Below are 15,748 nucleotides of genomic sequence, written 5' to 3' on the forward strand. Positions count from 1 at the left end.
GCGGTGACCGATAAAAAGCCGGTGAAGGCGCTGGTGCGACATTGCTGGCTTTACCCTTATGATGGTAGCAATGTACCCCGGTGTCGAGGATGCCCGTCGCGTGGGGCGGCGGGCCGGGCGGCGATCGGCCACGGTGGAAGAGTGCGTATCTTGCACGAAATGGGAAACATAGCAGGCCTGTCGGAGGCCGATTACGCCAGCCTCTACGACCGTATCGCGCAGAATCCGCAAGGTCTTGCCTTCCTGCGTGAACATGCGCGCCGTGCGGCCGATGTGGGGCAGGGCCAGCTTGACGGCACCTTGCGTGACCTCCGGGCCCTGTTCGAGCAGCAGGCCAGCCTGCACCAGACGGCCGGCCGGGCGGATGCCCTTCGGAGCGAACTGCTGGAGATGGCGGCGTCCATCGAACAGGCGCGGCGGGAGATTGCGGCCCTGCGGCCCAAGGATACGTCCAACAACCGGCTGGACATCGCCACCAATGAGCTGGATGCCATCGTTTCCACCACAGAACGCGCCTCCATCGAGATTCTGCAATCGGCCGAGCGGCTGATGGAAGTGGCGGGCCGGCTGAAGCGCCTGGGCGTGGATGGCGATCTGGTGTCCGACATCGAGAACGAGGTCACGAACATCTTCACCGCCTGTTCCTTCCAGGACCTGACGGGACAGCGCACCAGCAAGGTGGTGAATGCCCTGCGCTATGTCGAGCAGCGCATCAATGCCATGATTTCCATCTGGAGCGTCGAAGGCGTCAAGCCCCCGTTGGACGGGGAACCGGCGGATGCCCGGCCTGACGCCCATCTGTTGACCGGCCCGCGCAGCGACGGGGTGGACCAGAGCGAGGTTGATGCGCTGATGGCGGGTGCGGCCCCCCGGCCGTCACCACCGGCGTCCAAACCTGCCCCGGCCCGCCCACCGGCGAAGGTGGCCGCGGACGCGGACGATGTGCCCGACCCCCTTGATCAATCCGAGATCGACAACCTTTTCGACTGATCCAACGGAGATTTTCTGATGGACTACGCCGTCCAAACCGCCACCGATGGGCTGCATGTCACCCTGAAGGGCCGTATGACGTTGATCGACCACGAAAAGTTCCGCAATGTGGTTGATGCGATCGAGAAGTCCACCGGCTCGAAATGCGTTTTCGACCTTTCCGGGCTGGAATTCGTGGACAGTTCGGGACTGGGCATGTTTTTGATCGCCCGTGACGTGGCCTTGCCCAAGGGCATGGAGATCGAGCTTTCCGGTGCGCAGGACGGGGTCAAGCGTATCCTGCAGATCGCGAAGTTCCAGACGCTGTTCAGCGTCCGGCCCTGACGGGTCCGGGCTTTGGAACCGCTGGCCGCCCTCCCTTCCGTGCCGGACGATCGCCTGACGGTGGGCGGGGAAGTGGCGGCTGCCCTGCTGGCCCGTATCGCGGCCACGCATGGCCTGTCGGTCTGTGACTGGTCGGCGGACGGGGCGGAGGCGGGAACGGTGAAGTCCGCGCCCTCCATCCTTTTGACCCTGCGCGCCACCGAGCGGGAAATGCGCCTCGCCCTTGGCCTCGGCTCCCGCGCCATCATCGAGATCGGTGACGACGAAACGGCCCTGCCGGTTGAATTGCCGTTACGGCTGAAGGCAGATGGCGGGCTGCACCTGTCGCTGTCGACCGCGACAGCCTTCAGCCTGGACATGACGCCCGTACTTTGCGACGTCCTGCTGTCGCGCGGCTGGCTGGCAGCGCCCCGGCGCGCGGACGCGGAGATTTGCCTGCAGGAGGCACTCAGCAACGCCGTGATCCATGGCAATCTGTCGGTCGATGCCGGCTCGGTCGGGGATGCCGCATCGTTCGAGCGTTTCTTCACCCTTGTCCATGCGCGCCTCGCGGACCGTCGGCATGCCAGCCGGCGTATCATGGTCACCGCAAGGGCAGGGGACGGGCTGCATCTCAGCGTCATGGACCAGGGGGATGGTCATGCGGGGCTGGTCATGCGTCCCGTGGAGATGACCGCCAAGTCCGGCCGCGGCATCCGCATCATGCACGACCTTGCCGATCATGTACGGTTTTCCGACGGCGGGCGGCGGGTCCACCTGCATTTCCAGCCATGACACCAGCCATGACCATGGCGCCACCCGACGGGGGATCAGGTCCACGACGCATCAGCTTTCCGGACTGCCGGATACTGATCGTCGATGACAGCCGGTTCAACCGGGAGATCCTGACGCGCTTCATGCAGTGGGTCGGGGTTGGCCGGATTGATAGTGCCGGCAACGGGGAGGAGGGGTTGGCACTGCTGCGTGCCGGAAACTACGACCTTGTACTGCTGGATATCGATATGCCGGTCATGGACGGGCTGACCCTGTGCCGGCACATCCGGCAGGAGCCGGCCTGGGCTGACCTGCCGGTGCTGATGCAGACATCGCCGGCCGGTGACCCCGCCGGCGTCAAATGTTTCGAGGCCGGGGCCAGCGACATCGTCACCAAGCCCATCAATCCCGGCGAATGCATGGCGCGCGTCCGCCTGCATCTGGAAAAGCAGTTCTTTCTGCGAAACCTGACGGATTTCCACAAGCGCCTGCAGAATGATCTGAAGCTGGCGCGCAGCATGCAGAAATCCCTGATACCGGACGCGCGGACGCTGGCGGCGGCCGGCCTGCGTCACGGCCTGTCGATCGAAGGCCATTTCGAGCCGTCGGACGAACTGGGCGGGGATTTCTGGACCCTGTTCGATCTTGGCGGGGACCGGCTGGGCGTGCTGTCGGCCGATTTTTCCGGTCATGGCATTTCCGCCGCGATCAATACCTTCCGCCTCCACACGCTGATCGAACGCATTCCCCCGCAAGGGTTCGACGCGGCGGAATGGCTGACCATGCTGAACCGGCCGCTGAAGGACCTGTTGCCCGTCGGACAGTTCGCCACCTGCTTCTATGCCATCATCGACGCCGGGGAAGGCACCTTGTCCTATGCGGCGGCCGGGGCGCCGGGGCCGATGCTGTTCCAGGACGGACAGGTGGATATGCTGGATGCCAGCGGGGTCATGCTGGGTGTGTCCAACAATCCTTTCCTGACGGCCGATACCGTGCCCTTTCCCCGCGGATCCTCCCTCCTGATCTATTCCGACGCCATGACGGAGGCGGAGGACAGGCAGGGCCACCTGGTGGGAGAGGGTGGATTGCAGGCCTTGGTCCGTCAAACCTTCCCCGGCGGCGAGAACAGGCTTGCGCGATTGCTCGCCGCCTTCGACACTATGGTGACGCGGCCGCTGGCCGACGACCTGACGGCCATTTGCATCAGCAGGGTGTGACGATGCCGGCGCTCTCGCTTCCTTCGTGGATCACTGCTCTTTTCAAGCCCAACCGGCGCCTCTATGACCGGCATGCCGTGCATTACGGTGTGCGCCTGTCGGTGCAGGGGACGGCACATGATTGCCGCATGCGCGACGTATCCCCCAGCGGCGCGCTGCTCGTGGATGTACCCGCCCTGCCGGTGGGCACGCCCGTGATGCTGGAAATACCTCAGATCGCGCTGGCAGCGGAAGCCCGTGTCGTGCGCCATGTCGATGCCGGTATCGGCATCGCCTTTTCCAAGGATGGCGTCGGCGCCATCATCGCCGGTTGGGCCAGGGGGCAAAGCGGCGCATCGGAATAGAAGGGTTTCGCCCTGCGATTGACGCTTGCCCTTGCGCCCTGCTCCGGGGCGGTCCATTTCCTGGGAACTGCTTTCCCGCCCGTCACCGTCTGAAAGACCCGTCTTGTCCCTGACCCAAGCCGTACCCGCCGCCGCACCGAAGGCCACCCGCACCCGTGCCCTGCTGCGGCGGCTGTCGGCCGCCTATCTGGGCCCGTTCAAGCCGAAGCTGGCGACGGCGCTGCTGCTGATGGCATTGGAGGCGGCGGGCACCGGTGCCGTGGCCTGGGGGTTCCAGCCCTTGCTGGACCGTGCGTTCCAGCCCGACAATCAGGGGTTCCTGCTGCCATTCGCGGCGCTGATCATGGCGGCCTTCATCGTGCGCGGTACGGCCGCCTACGGGCATTCCGTGCTAGTCAACCATGTGGGTCAGCGTATTGTGGCCCGCATTCAGGGGCAGGTCTATGCCCATCTGATCCGGTCGGATCTGGCTTATCTGCACGGTCGTGCCTCCGGCCAATGGATATCGCATCTGGTCAACGACGTTAATCAGATGCGGCTGGCCGTGTCGGAATGTCTTACGGGGGCCGTCAACCACGGCCTGACCCTCGTCGTGCTGGTGTGCCTGATGTTCTATCAGGACTGGCGGCTGGGACTGATCGCCTTCACGGTCTTTCCCCTGTCCGGCTGGTTCCTGTCGCGCCTGGGCAAGCGCCTGCGCCGCATCGCCGCCAGCACACAGGCGGAACTGGGTAATTTTTCCGCCGTGCTCAGCCAGACCTTCCAGGGTGCGCGCCATGTCAAGGCCTATGGCATGGAGGATTACGAGGAGGAGCGGGTCGGCCGGACCATCGACCGTCTGCGCAAGCTGACGGCGAAAAGCTACCGCACCGGCGCCTCCATGCTGCCCATCAACGAGATTTTCAGCGGCATGGCCGTGGTGGGCGTGATCATCTATGGCGGACTGGCCATCGCCGAAGGCACGCGCACGGCCGGGCAGTTGGTCAGCTTCATCGGCGCCTTCATGCTGGCCTATCAGCCCATGAAGGCGCTGACCAAGCTGAACGCCCAGCTTCAGGTCGGGCTGGCGGCGGCGGAACGGGTGCTGACCGTGCTGGATGCCAAGCCGGCCATCACCGACCGGGCCGGCGCCCGTGCCCTGCCGGCCGGCACGCGCCACGATATCCGCTTCCAGAATGTCCGCTTCTCCTATGACGGGGAGAAGGCGGCGCTGGACGGCGTGGATATCGAAATCCCGGCCGGCCGCACCGTGGCGCTGGTGGGCGCTTCCGGGTCCGGCAAGACCACCGTGCTGAACCTGATCCCGCGCTTCTACGATGTGTCGGGCGGAAGCGTGACGGTCGGCGGTCACGATGTGCGGGAGGTGACGCTGGCTTCGCTCAGGGCTTCCATCGCCCTGGTCAGCCAGGAAACGGCGCTGTTCGATGATACGGTCCATGCCAACATCGCCTATGGCCGTCCCGGTGCCAGCCGGGCGGAGGTGGAGGCGGCCGCCCGCGATGCCGCTGCCCATGATTTCATCATGGATCTGCCGGAAGGGTACGATACGATGGTGGGCGAGATGGGGCTGAAACTGTCCGGGGGACAGCGCCAGCGTATCGCCATTGCCCGTGCCATGCTGAAGAACGCCCCGATCCTGTTGCTGGATGAGGCGACATCGGCCCTGGACAGCGCGTCGGAACGGGCTGTGCAGGAGGCACTGCGTCGCTTGCAGGCCGGCCGGACGACGCTGGTCATCGCCCATCGGCTTTCCACCATCGCCGATGCGGACCGCATCTATGTCATGGACCAGGGCAAGGTGGTGGAACAAGGCACGCACGAGGAATTGCTGGTCAGGGCCGGTGCCTATGCGCGGTTCCAGGCCCTGCAGGGCGGTTAGGTGGAAGCCGCCCGCGAAGCACAGGCGTGCAAAACGGCCGGGGACCCGTCACGAGCCCCCGCTGCAAAGTCCGGTACGATCCGCAGAATGCCGTCTCCATCGCCCAGCCGGGCTACGGCCTGCTGAATGCCCGCACGGCGTTGCGTCTGCAGGATGGTGACCTGGAAATCGCGCTCTACGGCAAGAACCTGACGGACAGGCAATATATCCAGAGCGGCGTGTCCTTCCTGGACAGCTTTGGTTTCGCCCCGGCCGGGGACGCACTCCCCGGCCCGTTCTCCAGTGGTTTCAATGGGTTGGTTTTAGTGGACAATTTGTTGCTTATCAGGCATTCAGTTCGCGATAAGGGAATGCCAGGACGGAAATTGTCATGAGGGAGAAGAAGTCGTCCGCCCGGGGCGCCATGCCGGTGCCGGATGCCAATGTCATCGCCAGTTCCATTCGCACGACACGCCGCCGCAAGGGATTGACCCTGGCGGAACTGGCGGAGCGCACGGAACTGGACAAGGGGTATCTGTCGCGCGTGGAGCGGGGGCAGAAATCACCGTCCGTCGGCACGCTGCTGAAAATCGCGGAGGCGTTGAGCGTTCCCGTCGGGCACCTTTTCGGGGAAAATACCGACGCCGACTCCATCATCGTTATCCGCCGTGACGCGCATGTCGATATCAGCGATACATCCGACATGGGACCGGGTGCGGCCCTGCGCGCCGTGCTGCCGGCCGGGGATCATCGCCGCCTCAGCGTCTTCATGCTGGAACCCGGCGACGGCCGGCACACGCAGAATGCCGACCATCCCGGGGACGAATTTCTTTACGTGCTGGAAGGGTCGCTGGAAGTCGTCTTTCCCGACCGTATCGTATCGCTGGAAAAGGGCGATGCCGTGCATTTCGACGGGCATCTGCGCCACCAGTTGCGGCGGGTGGGCACCCGGAACTGTCTGGCCATGCTGATCGTTGCGCAGGACCTGCCGACCCGCGGCAACGAGGTGGACTGAAACGGCGACGGGCGGCGAAGGCAAATTGTTGTCTTCATGCGTGACTGCCTTCGGCTGGCATGCCTGCAAGGGCCATGTCCAGGCAGTTGCCTTCCAGCACACGCAACAAGGTGACCAGACCGCCCGTGCGTCCCGGCTGGCGTTCCACCCGGTAGACATGTGTCCACAAGCCGCGGCTGCGATGCAGTACGGTGAAAATGGCGCCATGCGCACCGTCAGGCGGGCTGGCGGGCACGATGAGGTCCCCCGGTGCTGCAATCAGATCACGCAGCCATTCGTCACCGGGGCTGAAACAGGCGTCATTTTCCATCGTCCACTCCACGATCAAAAAGCGGCCTGACCGGGGGCCGGCGGGCGGATCGACGGGGCATGACAGGAGGCACAGACCACCCGCTTTGTTGCCGGCTGACCGGCCGCATCGCCCCGTCGGGGGCCGCCACCTTGCCCGGGCAGGCAGGTTGGCGCCGGACGATGTCCGGCTCTGGATGCTGGAAGGAACCCTTCCTGCCCCGCTTTTAGAACAGGAGCCAGCAGGATGGCAAGTGCGCCCGCCGCAGGTGCCCCCCGCCCAGATGCCGGGGCAGGCAGTTCAGTCGATAAAAATTTTCCACATGGATCAAATAATACGATATACAGCTTCCCATCCGATGATGCCGCCGATCAACCAGGTGGCACGCAAGAATGGGAGGAACAGGGCATGGAACCTGTATCGCGGGAACCCGTCCCGATGGCGTTGGAACCGGCACAGGCCGAGTTGTTGCGGCCGGCCGGCATGTTCGATGCGGTCAGCCGGCGCCAGACGCTGGGCGACATGCTGGCACGCAGTGTCCGGCGCTTTCCGGACAAGCGCGCCATCGAATGCGGGGCACATCACTGGACCTATGCGCAGTTCGACAATGTGGTGGATGACCTGGCCTCCGGATTGTCAGCCGCCGGGGTCGTTCCGGGTGACCGGGTGGCGTTGATGTCGCGCAACAGCCATTGGTTCGCGGCCTTGCGCTTCGCCGTGGCGCGGGCCGGCGCCGTACTGGTGCCGGTCAACTTCATGCTGAACAGTGATGACGTCGCCTATATCCTGGATCATAGCCGCAGTTCGGTGCTGTTCACCGATGCCGGTTGTGCCGCCACGGCGCTGGCCGCGGCGGACAAGGTGGGGCTGGCCCTGCGCTATGGCATTCCCGGTGAGGGGGGCTTTGGCGACGTGGGGATGGAACCGATCGACGGAACCCGCGATTTTCGGGGCCTGTTGGGCACGGGCGCTCCCCGGCCGGACCCGGCCTGCATCGATGCGCGCTCCATCGTCCAGATCATCTATACCAGCGGCACCGAATCCCGGCCCAAGGGCGCGATGCTGAGCCATGAAGCCGTGATATGGCAGTATCAGAGCTGCGTCGCCGACTGCGGCTGGACCGCGGACGCCGTTGCCCTGCATGTGCTGCCCCTGTTCCATTGCGCACAGTTGGATGCCTTCCTGGGGCCGGCATTGCAGGTGGGCGCGCGCAACATCATCGCCGCGGCCCCCACGCCCGACATCGTGCTGCCGCTGATCGAAAAGCATGCCATCACTTCCTTCTTCGCGCCGCCGACGGTGTGGATAGCCCTTTTGCGGTCACCCTTGTTCGATCCGGCCCGCCTGACCAGCCTGACCCATGGCTATTACGGCGCCTCCATCATGCCGGTGGAGGTGCTGAAGGAACTGCGGCAACGCCTTCCCTGGGTGCGTCTGTGGAACTGCTATGGCCAGACGGAGATTGCGCCCGTGGCAGCCGTGCTGCAGCCGGAGGATCAGGAGCGCAAGGCCGGGGCGGCCGGGCGGCCCACGCTGCATGTGGAGACCCGCATCGTGGATGACGACATGAACGACCTGCCCGCGGGCCAGGTGGGAGAGATCGTCCACCGGTCGCCGCAACTGATGACCGCCTACTGGCGGGACCCGGCACGGACGGCGGAAGCCTTCGCCGGCGGCTGGTTCCACAGCGGCGACCTGGGCATGATGGATGCCGAGGGCTACATCACCGTCGTGGACCGCAAGAAGGACATGATCAAGACGGGTGGCGAGAATGTCGCCTCGCGGGAGGTGGAGGAAGCTATCTACATCCTGCCCGACGTGTCGGAGGTGGCTGTCGTCGGCCTGCCCGACGCGCGCTGGATCGAGGCCGTCACCGCCTTCATCGTGCCGAAAGCCGGAGCAGACCTGACCGCGGCGCAGGTGCTGGCCCACTGCGCCGCGTACCTGTCCGGGTTCAAGGTGCCCAAACGGGTGGTGTTCGTGCAGAACCTGCCGCGCAACGCCAGCGGCAAGATCCTGAAACGCGACCTGCGGCAGATGGCGGACGCCGGCTGATCCCGGCATCCGGTGGGGCGCGAGGAACACCATCCGCCCCACCCGATGCCGATCACATTCATCGGAGGTAAAATGAACGCGGACGCATCGCGCGCCGCGACCGGGACGCTGCGCGCCTGGTCCATGGTGGCCATCCTGTCGCTTCTTTACATCGTCTCCTTCGTCGATCGTTTCGTGCTGGGCCTGCTTGTCGGGCCGCTGAAGGCCGATCTGGGTGTGTCCGATCTGCAGATCGGATTCCTGTTCGGCACGGCGTTTGCGGTCTTCTATGGTGTCGTCGGCATTCCCGTAGCCCGCCTTGCCGATCGCGGGGACCGGCGGCGGCTGATCCTGGCCGGTGTCATACTCTGGTCCTGCTGCACGATCCTGTCCGGCTTCAGTTCCACCTTCGCCATGCTGGTGCTGCTGCGCATCGGGCTGGCGGTGGGGGAGGCGGTGCTGACACCGGCCACCTATTCGCTGATCGGCGACGTGCTGCCGCCGGAGCGGCGCGGGCTGGCGGCCAGCATCTACAATGCCTGCGGCATGTTCGGGGCATCGGGTGCCTATATCGTCGCGGCCTTCGCCATCGGCTGGATCTATGCGGTGGAGCCGTCGGGCGAACTGGGCGGACTGCGGCTGTGGCAGGTGATCTTCATCATCGTCGGTGTGCCGGGGCTGGTTCTGGCGGCTGTGTTCGCCCTGGTGTCGCGGGAGCCGGCCCGCCGTGCGACACCCAAGGCGGGTACGGCCGTCACGCTGCGCGACGTTCTGCGCCACGCTACGAGCCATTCACGGCTTTATTTCGCGTTGTTCCTGGGGGCGGGCTGTCTGCAGATCATGACCAACGCCTATCTGGCCTGGGGCCCCACCTTCCTGCTGCGCACCTACGGCATTCCCGTGGCGGAAGGGGGACGCATATACGGGCTGTTCAACATGCTGGCGCTGGTCGGCGGGACGATCCTGGTACCCATGCTGACCCGCCGGCTGAAACGGCCGGATGCCCTGCCCGTCGTTTCGGCCGCCTGCGGCATGGCCGGCGGATTGTTCCTGCTGGCGGCTCCATTGCAATCGACACCGTCGGGCTTCCTGGCCATGGCCTCGGCCGGGCTGTTCCTGGCCGGCGGCGGCGGCAACAATGTGCTGGCCGCCATCCATTCCATCGTGCCGCCCGCCATGCAGGCCACCATGACGGCACTGCTGCTGATCTGCATGAGCACGCTGGCGCTGGGCGTGGGCCCCGTGGCGGCCGCCTTCTTCGCCGGGCTGGCGGAAGGGGCGGGCAACCCGCTGGCGCTGGGCCTGATGACGGTCTGCGCTGTCGCCGGGCTGGCGGGCGTTGTGCTTTTCACTGTGTCCCGCGCAGCCGTTGCGACCTGGATCGCAACGAACAGGTGATGGGTACGCATTGGTTATTGGAAGATTTTGCTTGATAAAATCTTCCAACTGTATAATTTGTAGCCATAACGAAATCCGACAATCCGGGGGAGGATCGAATGACGGCATGGCCCTATGCCGCCACGATCTCTAGCGCCAGCCTGCATGAAGCGGCTGGGCGTCGTGGCGCGCTGCCTTCGGCGATAAAGCCGATCGACCGGCGCATGAATGTGGAAGGGCCGGCGCTGCCCGTGCGCTGTCCACCGGGCGATAATCTTTGGATCCATCGTGCCCTGAGGGCCGTGAAGCCCGGTGACGTGCTGGTCGTGGATTGCGGCGGCGGGACCGAGTTCGGCTATTGGGGAGAGATCATGGCGACCTCTGCCATTGCGTTGGGGGCGGCCGGACTGGTGATCACCGGTGGGGTGCGCGACAGCCTGCAACTGGTTGACCTGGGCCTGCCGACCTTCGCCGGCGCCATCTGCATCCAGGGCACGGGCAAGGACCCCAAGGGCGATGGCGCGGTGGGGGAACCGGTGCGCATCGGCGCCGTCACGGTGCGCCGCGGTGACCTTGTGGTGGCTGATGCCGACGGGGTGATCGTGTTGCCGGCGGCGGACGGCCCCGCCCTGGTGCAGGCGGCGCGCGACCGCGACGCCAAGGAAGCCGGCATTCTGGAGCGTGTGCGCGCCGGTGCCCTGACGCTCGACGTCTACAATCTCTGAAGAAACGGGAGACATCTCCGTGATCATCGACGTCCACTCCCATCTCTGGGCACCACCGGAATTCAATGCCGGCGGCATGATGCTGGTCGGCAGCGACGGGCATTATTCCGGAATGGAGCCGAAAATCTCCGACGACCGGTATCTTGACTATCTCCAGACCCTGTTCAAGGCGCTGGATATGGTGGGCACCGACTTCCAGATGGTCTCGCCCCGGCCCTTCACCATGCTGCATTCGCGCGGAAGCCGGCTTGTCGATATCTGGACCCGCTGGACCAACAACGCCATCGCCCAGCAGGTGCGCCTGGCTCCGACCCGGTTCGCAGGCATGGCCGGCTTGCCGCAGGTGCCGGGCGAACCCATCGAGCGGGTCTTCCCGGAGATGGAACGCTGCATCAGGGAACTGGGCTTCAACTCCATCCTGATCAATCCCGATCCGGCGGAGGGGACGGGATATGTGCCGCCCATGGGCGATCCCTACTGGTATCCGCTCTATGAGAAGATGTGCGAGCATGATGTGCCTGCGCTGATCCATGCCTGCTCCTGCTGCAACGGGCGGGAAACCTATGCCAACCATTTCATCACCGAGCATTCGATTGCGCTCCTGTCCATGATCAAGGCCGGGGTGATGCAGCGCTTCCCCAAGCTGAAGATCATTGTGGCGCATGGCGGCGGCTCCGTTCCCTACCAGGTCGGGCGCTGGCGTGCCGAACGCGGCGCCTTCCCCGACCTGGGCAAGGATGGGGTGCAGGGCAAGCTGTCGGAGGCGCCGGGCAGCTTCGACGATGCGCTGCGCGCCTTCCATTTCGACACCTGCCTGCACTCCCCCCTGTCGGTGGAACTTTTGCTGAAGGTGGTGGGCACGGACAATGTCTGTTTTGGAACCGAACGCATCGGCAGCGGCAGCCAGATCAATCCCGATACCGGTCGTTCCTATGACGATATGAAGCCCGATATCGAGGCCATGGGCTTCCTGACGGACCAGGATCGCCACAAGATATTCGAGGGCAATGCCAGGCGCCTGTTCCGGGGCCTGCCGGAGACCGGTCATGGCTGAGATCGTTCTGGGGCTTGCCGCCTCGCACAGCCCCCTGCTGACCATCGACTGGGGCGAATGGCAGCACCGGGCGCAGGCCGACCTGTCCAATGACAAGCTGAACCTGTCGGACGGGCGCTTCGTATCCTATGCCCAGTTGCAGGCAGAGCGCGGCGATGCCTATGCGGCCATCGCCACCCCGCAGGCGTTCGAGAGTGCGGCCGTGCGCTGTCAGGCCGGGCTGGACAGGCTGGCCGACGCCTTGCTGACCGCCGCGCCGGACATCGTCATGGTCATCGGTGATGATCAGGGGGAACTGTTCCCCCTGTCGAACACGCCGGCCATCTCGGTCTATTACGGGGCGGAGATCGCCACCAACGATGTCTGGGGGCGTGACGACAAGCCGGCCTGGATGCATCAGATGGCCCGAGGTTATGCCATGGACCGCGTCCATCGCTTTCCCGGAGCGCCGGAGCTGGCCCGCGAGGTCATCACCGGGCTGATCCGCCGGCATGTCGATATCGGTGCTGCGTCGAAGGTGGATGATCCGGTAAAGGCCGGGTTCGGCCATGCCTTCGGCTTCGTGGCCGAGCGGCTGTTCCGGGACCGTGCCATCCCCATGCTGCCCGTCCTGCTGAATACCTATTTCCCGCCCAATGTCATGACGGCGGCGCGCGCGTTCGATATCGGGCGCCTGCTGCGCAGCGCGATCGAGGACAGCCCGTCCGACGCGCGGGTGGCCGTGGTGGCGTCGGGCGGCCTGTCGCATTTCGTGGTGGATGAGGAACTGGACCGCCGCGTTCTGGCGGGCCTGGAGCCGGGTGCCGGGGATTTGCTGCGGTCCATTCCGCCCGAAGCGCTCAATTCCGGCTCCTCGGAGATTTTGAACTGGGTGATGACGGCGGGTGCGGCCGACCATCTGCCGCTGTCCTGGACCGAATATGAACCCATCCGGCGCACGCCGGCCGGAACCGGCATCGGCGTCGGTTTCGCGGCCTGGGGAGCATCCCCGGCCGGCAACCCTGGCGCATGAGAGAAAGGGGGGAAGCAATGAGCAGTGCAAGGCGCAGCATCAATGTCGATGGTTTCAATCATGGCGCCCAGCCCATCCCCGCCGCATCGCGCGTTGGCGGGCTGGTGGCGACGGGCGGCATCTATGGCCTGGACCCGGATACAGGCAAATTACCCGATGACGTCGCGGCGCAGGCCAGGCTGATGTTCTGGCAGTTGCAGCGGGTCCTGGCCGCGGCCGGGGCGGGCATGGGGGATATCGCCCGCATGACCATCTATGCCAAGGTGCCCGAAGCACGGGCCGCCGTGAATGCCGAATGGCTGAAGGCCTTCCCGGACCCGGAAAGCCGCCCCGCACGGCACACCCTGACCTATGAGCATCTGCCCGCCAACATGCTGGTGCAGTGCGACGCCATCGCGATGGTGACCGACAATGGCTGATGCGGGAATCGTGAAGCGGCTGCAGCACTTCGACAGTTGCACCGTGTCGGATGCCCTGGACAAGCTGGGCCTGACGGGTGCTGTCAGCGGGTTGTCGCCCCTGACCCTGCCGGGCCGTCGCATTGCCGGCCGGGCCGTGACGGTAAAGCTGGGCGCGCCGCTGCCGGCCCTTCCGAAACGGCATCTGGGTGCCGGCGCGGTGATGGCGGCGGAACCGGGCGACATCATCGTCGTGGAACATCGTGGCCGGACCGATGTGTCGGGCTGGGGCGGGCTGTTGAGCCGGGGCGCGGTCGGCAAGGGCGTAGCGGCGGTGATCGTCGACGGCGCCTGTCGCGACGTGGATGAAAGCCGCGACCTGGGCCTGCCCGTCTTCGCCCGCGCCGCCGTGCCGGTCACGGCGCGCGGCCGGGTGGCCGAACATGATTACAATTGCCCCATCACCATCGCGGGGCTGGCCGTGTCGCCGGGCGACTGGCTGGTCGCCGATGGCAGCGGCGTGGTCTTCATTCCCGCCGCCAGGCTGGAACAGGTTATCGCCGTGGCCGAGGACATCCTGGCGCGCGAAACCCTGATGGCCCGCGCTATCGATGCCGGCGTGCCCATCGGCCAGGTGATGGGGGCCAATTACGAAGACATGCTGAAACGAACGGAGAAGCAGGATGACTGATCCGCAACTGGTCGAACGGCTGAAAAAGGCCGGTGTCACGGCCTTGTCGGATGCGCTGGACAGGTTGGGTATCGAAGGTCAGGCCGTGGGCATCATGCCCGTGGCCCGCACCATGCGCTTTGCCGGCCCGGCCTTCACCATCCGCATGCTGCCTGTGGGCCTGACGGGCGGCGTGGTCGGCGATTATATCGACGAGGTGGCCCCCGGCACTGTCGTGGTCATCGACAATGACGGACGCCCGGATCAGACGGTCTGGGGCGACATCCTGACCTTCGTGGCCCATGCCAAGGGCGTCGCCGGCACCGTCATTGACGGGGTCTGCCGTGACAGCGACCGCTGCGTGGAACTGGGCTATCCCGTCTTTGCCCGCGGCAATACGATGCGCACCGGTAAGGACCGCGTCACGGCGGACGCCTACAACGTGCCGGTGCAGGTCGCGGGCGTTCGTGTGGCGCCAGGCGACTGGCTGGTAGGTGACGCGGACGGCGTCATCGCCATACCCGCTGACAAGCTGGTCGCCGTGCTGGCCATCGCAGAGGAGATCGAAGCGGCCGAGGACCGTATCCGCACGGCCGTGGCCGGCGGCATGCGCCTGGACGAAGCGCGCCGCGCCGCCAACTATCACAGCCTTCAGACCCGCGCGGCGGCACAGCATTGAGCGATCGGGCCCCGGCGCGGGGCGGAGGCTGGCAGACATAGAATGGACTGGCGAAAACCCTTTGATCCCGTATAGATAGGGTCATGTCGACCGAGACCCAGACGCCAGAAGCCAAACCCCCGCGCCGCCGGCAGCAACAGCGCGCCATCGACACGCGGGAACGGATCATCGAAGCCGCAATCGTCGAATTCGCGGCGCGCGGGTTCGAGGCTGCATCGACCCGGGCCATGGCCGATGCCGCGGACGCCAAGCACACCCTTGTCACCTATCATTTCAATGGCAAGGAAGGCCTGTGGCAGGCGGCGATGGACCGCACGGTCCGGGCCTTCACCACCAAGCAGCGCGACAGGCTGGCGGGCCTGCACGGGGTGGATGATGTCATCAAACTGCGGCTGGTGCTTGAGGATTTCGTGCGTTACAGCGCGGAAAACCTCAATGTCCACCGCCTGATGACCCATTCGTCCAGCGAGGCGAGCCCGCAACTGGATGCGATGGTCACCGATTACCTGAAGGGCTATTTCGATCTGGTCGCCGACCTGATCCGGTCCTGCCAGGCCAAGGGACAGTTCGTGGAAGGCGACGCCCATCACCTGCATTATCTGTTCATCGGCGCGGCCACCCGTATCTTCATGCAATCGGCGGAAGTGACCCGCATCCTGGGCCGCTCACCGCTGGAACCGGCCTTCATCGACAGTCATGTCGAACGCTGCCTGGCCCTGTTTTTCCGCGACCTGCCAGAAAAGAAGGGTCGCCGCAGCGTGTGAGCGGGACAATACCGTCCCCCACCGCCGTTTCACCACCGGGTTCCGGACCAGCGGGCGGCGGCTGACCGCTGCCGAGCGATCCATCCGCAAACAACCGCCGCCCTGGGGAAATCCCCTGGCGCGAACCCTTTTGCCCGTCTGCTGTCTGGCATCCCATCGTAGGCAAAATTATTCACCAAACGGCACAATGGGCTTTACTATTTAGTCCACTTGGAATAAATAAAGCCTGTGCCCGATGCGATGGG

18 protein-coding genes and 1 riboswitch are annotated in these 15,748 nt (G+C 65.3%); of the genes, 17 read left to right on the forward strand and 1 reads right to left on the reverse strand.

Going from position 1 to position 15,748, the window contains the following annotated elements:
* Positions 1-159: 159 nt before the first annotated feature.
* From ABC728_RS22930 to ABC728_RS22965, 8 genes are all read left to right on the forward strand, one after another.
* Positions 160-990: a protein phosphatase CheZ gene (locus ABC728_RS22930; protein ID WP_416620468.1), complete on the forward strand. Its 831-nt coding sequence runs from the start codon at positions 160-162 to the stop codon at positions 988-990.
* Between the two features lie 18 nt (positions 991-1,008).
* On the forward strand, positions 1,009-1,314 hold the full coding sequence (locus tag ABC728_RS22935; protein ID WP_416620403.1) for an STAS domain-containing protein: 306 nt from the start codon (positions 1,009-1,011) through the stop codon (positions 1,312-1,314).
* Between the two features lie 12 nt (positions 1,315-1,326).
* The gene (locus tag ABC728_RS22940; protein ID WP_416620402.1) at positions 1,327-2,088 is read left to right on the forward strand and encodes an ATP-binding protein; all 762 of its coding nucleotides are present in this window, start codon (positions 1,327-1,329) and stop codon (positions 2,086-2,088) included.
* Positions 2,089-2,096: 8 nt separating this feature from the next.
* Complete coding sequence (locus ABC728_RS22945) at positions 2,097-3,284, forward strand: PP2C family protein-serine/threonine phosphatase (protein WP_416620401.1); 1,188 nt, start codon at positions 2,097-2,099, stop codon at positions 3,282-3,284.
* A gap of 2 nt (positions 3,285-3,286) precedes the next feature.
* On the forward strand, positions 3,287-3,628 hold the full coding sequence (locus ABC728_RS22950; protein WP_416620400.1) for a PilZ domain-containing protein: 342 nt from the start codon (positions 3,287-3,289) through the stop codon (positions 3,626-3,628).
* A 103-nt stretch (positions 3,629-3,731) separates the two neighbouring features.
* The gene (locus ABC728_RS22955; protein WP_416620399.1) at positions 3,732-5,507 is read left to right on the forward strand and encodes an ABC transporter ATP-binding protein; all 1,776 of its coding nucleotides are present in this window, start codon (positions 3,732-3,734) and stop codon (positions 5,505-5,507) included.
* Between the two features lie 26 nt (positions 5,508-5,533).
* Entirely contained in the window at positions 5,534-5,881 is a 348-nt protein-coding gene (locus ABC728_RS22960; RefSeq protein WP_416620398.1) for a hypothetical protein, read from the forward strand.
* The gene (locus tag ABC728_RS22965; protein ID WP_416620397.1) at positions 5,878-6,501 is read left to right on the forward strand and encodes a helix-turn-helix domain-containing protein; all 624 of its coding nucleotides are present in this window, start codon (positions 5,878-5,880) and stop codon (positions 6,499-6,501) included. Before ABC728_RS22960 ends, ABC728_RS22965 begins: the two co-directional genes overlap by 4 nt.
* Before the next feature lie 34 nt (positions 6,502-6,535).
* On the opposite strand, the gene ABC728_RS22970 is transcribed toward ABC728_RS22965, so the two are convergent.
* On the reverse strand, positions 6,536-6,811 hold the full coding sequence (locus ABC728_RS22970) for a hypothetical protein (RefSeq protein WP_416620396.1): 276 nt from the start codon (positions 6,809-6,811) through the stop codon (positions 6,536-6,538).
* Positions 6,812-6,885: 74 nt separating this feature from the next.
* Positions 6,886-6,995, reverse strand: a riboswitch (SAM-I-IV-variant riboswitch).
* A gap of 203 nt (positions 6,996-7,198) precedes the next feature.
* Between ABC728_RS22970 and ABC728_RS22975 the strand changes: the two genes are divergently transcribed.
* The 9 genes from ABC728_RS22975 to ABC728_RS23015 all read left to right on the forward strand — a co-directional run bounded on the left by ABC728_RS22975 (position 7,199) and on the right by ABC728_RS23015 (position 15,503).
* The gene (locus tag ABC728_RS22975; protein WP_416620395.1) at positions 7,199-8,845 is read left to right on the forward strand and encodes an acyl-CoA synthetase; all 1,647 of its coding nucleotides are present in this window, start codon (positions 7,199-7,201) and stop codon (positions 8,843-8,845) included.
* Between the two features lie 72 nt (positions 8,846-8,917).
* Positions 8,918-10,222 (forward strand): MFS transporter, encoded by a 1,305-nt coding sequence (locus ABC728_RS22980; protein WP_416620394.1) that lies wholly within the window; start codon positions 8,918-8,920, stop codon positions 10,220-10,222.
* A gap of 98 nt (positions 10,223-10,320) precedes the next feature.
* Complete coding sequence (locus ABC728_RS22985) at positions 10,321-10,926, forward strand: RraA family protein (protein WP_416620393.1); 606 nt, start codon at positions 10,321-10,323, stop codon at positions 10,924-10,926.
* A 19-nt stretch (positions 10,927-10,945) separates the two neighbouring features.
* The gene (locus tag ABC728_RS22990) at positions 10,946-11,980 is read left to right on the forward strand and encodes an amidohydrolase family protein (RefSeq protein WP_416620392.1); all 1,035 of its coding nucleotides are present in this window, start codon (positions 10,946-10,948) and stop codon (positions 11,978-11,980) included.
* A complete protein-coding gene (locus ABC728_RS22995; protein ID WP_416620391.1) occupies positions 11,973-12,992 on the forward strand; it encodes a DODA-type extradiol aromatic ring-opening family dioxygenase in 1,020 nt (339 codons plus the stop codon). Before ABC728_RS22990 ends, ABC728_RS22995 begins: the two co-directional genes overlap by 8 nt.
* 17 nt (positions 12,993-13,009) lie before the next feature.
* A complete protein-coding gene (locus ABC728_RS23000; RefSeq protein ID WP_416620390.1) occupies positions 13,010-13,411 on the forward strand; it encodes a RidA family protein in 402 nt (133 codons plus the stop codon).
* Positions 13,404-14,081 (forward strand): RraA family protein, encoded by a 678-nt coding sequence (locus ABC728_RS23005; RefSeq protein ID WP_416620389.1) that lies wholly within the window; start codon positions 13,404-13,406, stop codon positions 14,079-14,081. Before ABC728_RS23000 ends, ABC728_RS23005 begins: the two co-directional genes overlap by 8 nt.
* A complete protein-coding gene (locus ABC728_RS23010) occupies positions 14,074-14,739 on the forward strand; it encodes an RraA family protein (protein ID WP_416620388.1) in 666 nt (221 codons plus the stop codon). The genes ABC728_RS23005 and ABC728_RS23010 overlap by 8 nt, the downstream gene beginning before the upstream one ends.
* Positions 14,740-14,822: 83 nt before the next feature.
* The gene (locus ABC728_RS23015; protein ID WP_416620387.1) at positions 14,823-15,503 is read left to right on the forward strand and encodes a TetR/AcrR family transcriptional regulator; all 681 of its coding nucleotides are present in this window, start codon (positions 14,823-14,825) and stop codon (positions 15,501-15,503) included.
* Positions 15,504-15,748 lie beyond the last annotated feature (245 nt).

It is taken from the genome of Niveispirillum fermenti, assembly GCF_052474395.1.

Bases quoted from the DNA above. Each gene is read 5' to 3' on its own strand.
- ABC728_RS22930 (WP_416620468.1), top strand. From the start codon at position 160: ATGGGAAACATAGCAGGCCTGTCGGAGGCCGATTACGCCAGCCTCTAC.
- ABC728_RS22935 (WP_416620403.1), top strand. From the start codon at position 1,009: ATGGACTACGCCGTCCAAACCGCCACCGATGGGCTGCATGTCACCCTG.
- ABC728_RS22945 (WP_416620401.1), top strand. From the start codon at position 2,097: ATGACCATGGCGCCACCCGACGGGGGATCAGGTCCACGACGCATCAGC.
- ABC728_RS22950 (WP_416620400.1), top strand. From the start codon at position 3,287: ATGCCGGCGCTCTCGCTTCCTTCGTGGATCACTGCTCTTTTCAAGCCC.
- ABC728_RS22965 (WP_416620397.1), top strand. From the start codon at position 5,878: ATGAGGGAGAAGAAGTCGTCCGCCCGGGGCGCCATGCCGGTGCCGGAT.
- ABC728_RS22970 (WP_416620396.1), bottom strand. From the start codon at position 6,811: ATGGAAAATGACGCCTGTTTCAGCCCCGGTGACGAATGGCTGCGTGAT.
- ABC728_RS22975 (WP_416620395.1), top strand. From the start codon at position 7,199: ATGGAACCTGTATCGCGGGAACCCGTCCCGATGGCGTTGGAACCGGCA.
- ABC728_RS22980 (WP_416620394.1), top strand. From the start codon at position 8,918: ATGAACGCGGACGCATCGCGCGCCGCGACCGGGACGCTGCGCGCCTGG.
- ABC728_RS22985 (WP_416620393.1), top strand. From the start codon at position 10,321: ATGACGGCATGGCCCTATGCCGCCACGATCTCTAGCGCCAGCCTGCAT.
- ABC728_RS22995 (WP_416620391.1), top strand. From the start codon at position 11,973: ATGGCTGAGATCGTTCTGGGGCTTGCCGCCTCGCACAGCCCCCTGCTG.
- ABC728_RS23000 (WP_416620390.1), top strand. From the start codon at position 13,010: ATGAGCAGTGCAAGGCGCAGCATCAATGTCGATGGTTTCAATCATGGC.
- ABC728_RS23005 (WP_416620389.1), top strand. From the start codon at position 13,404: ATGGCTGATGCGGGAATCGTGAAGCGGCTGCAGCACTTCGACAGTTGC.
- ABC728_RS23010 (WP_416620388.1), top strand. From the start codon at position 14,074: ATGACTGATCCGCAACTGGTCGAACGGCTGAAAAAGGCCGGTGTCACG.
- ABC728_RS23015 (WP_416620387.1), top strand. From the start codon at position 14,823: ATGTCGACCGAGACCCAGACGCCAGAAGCCAAACCCCCGCGCCGCCGG.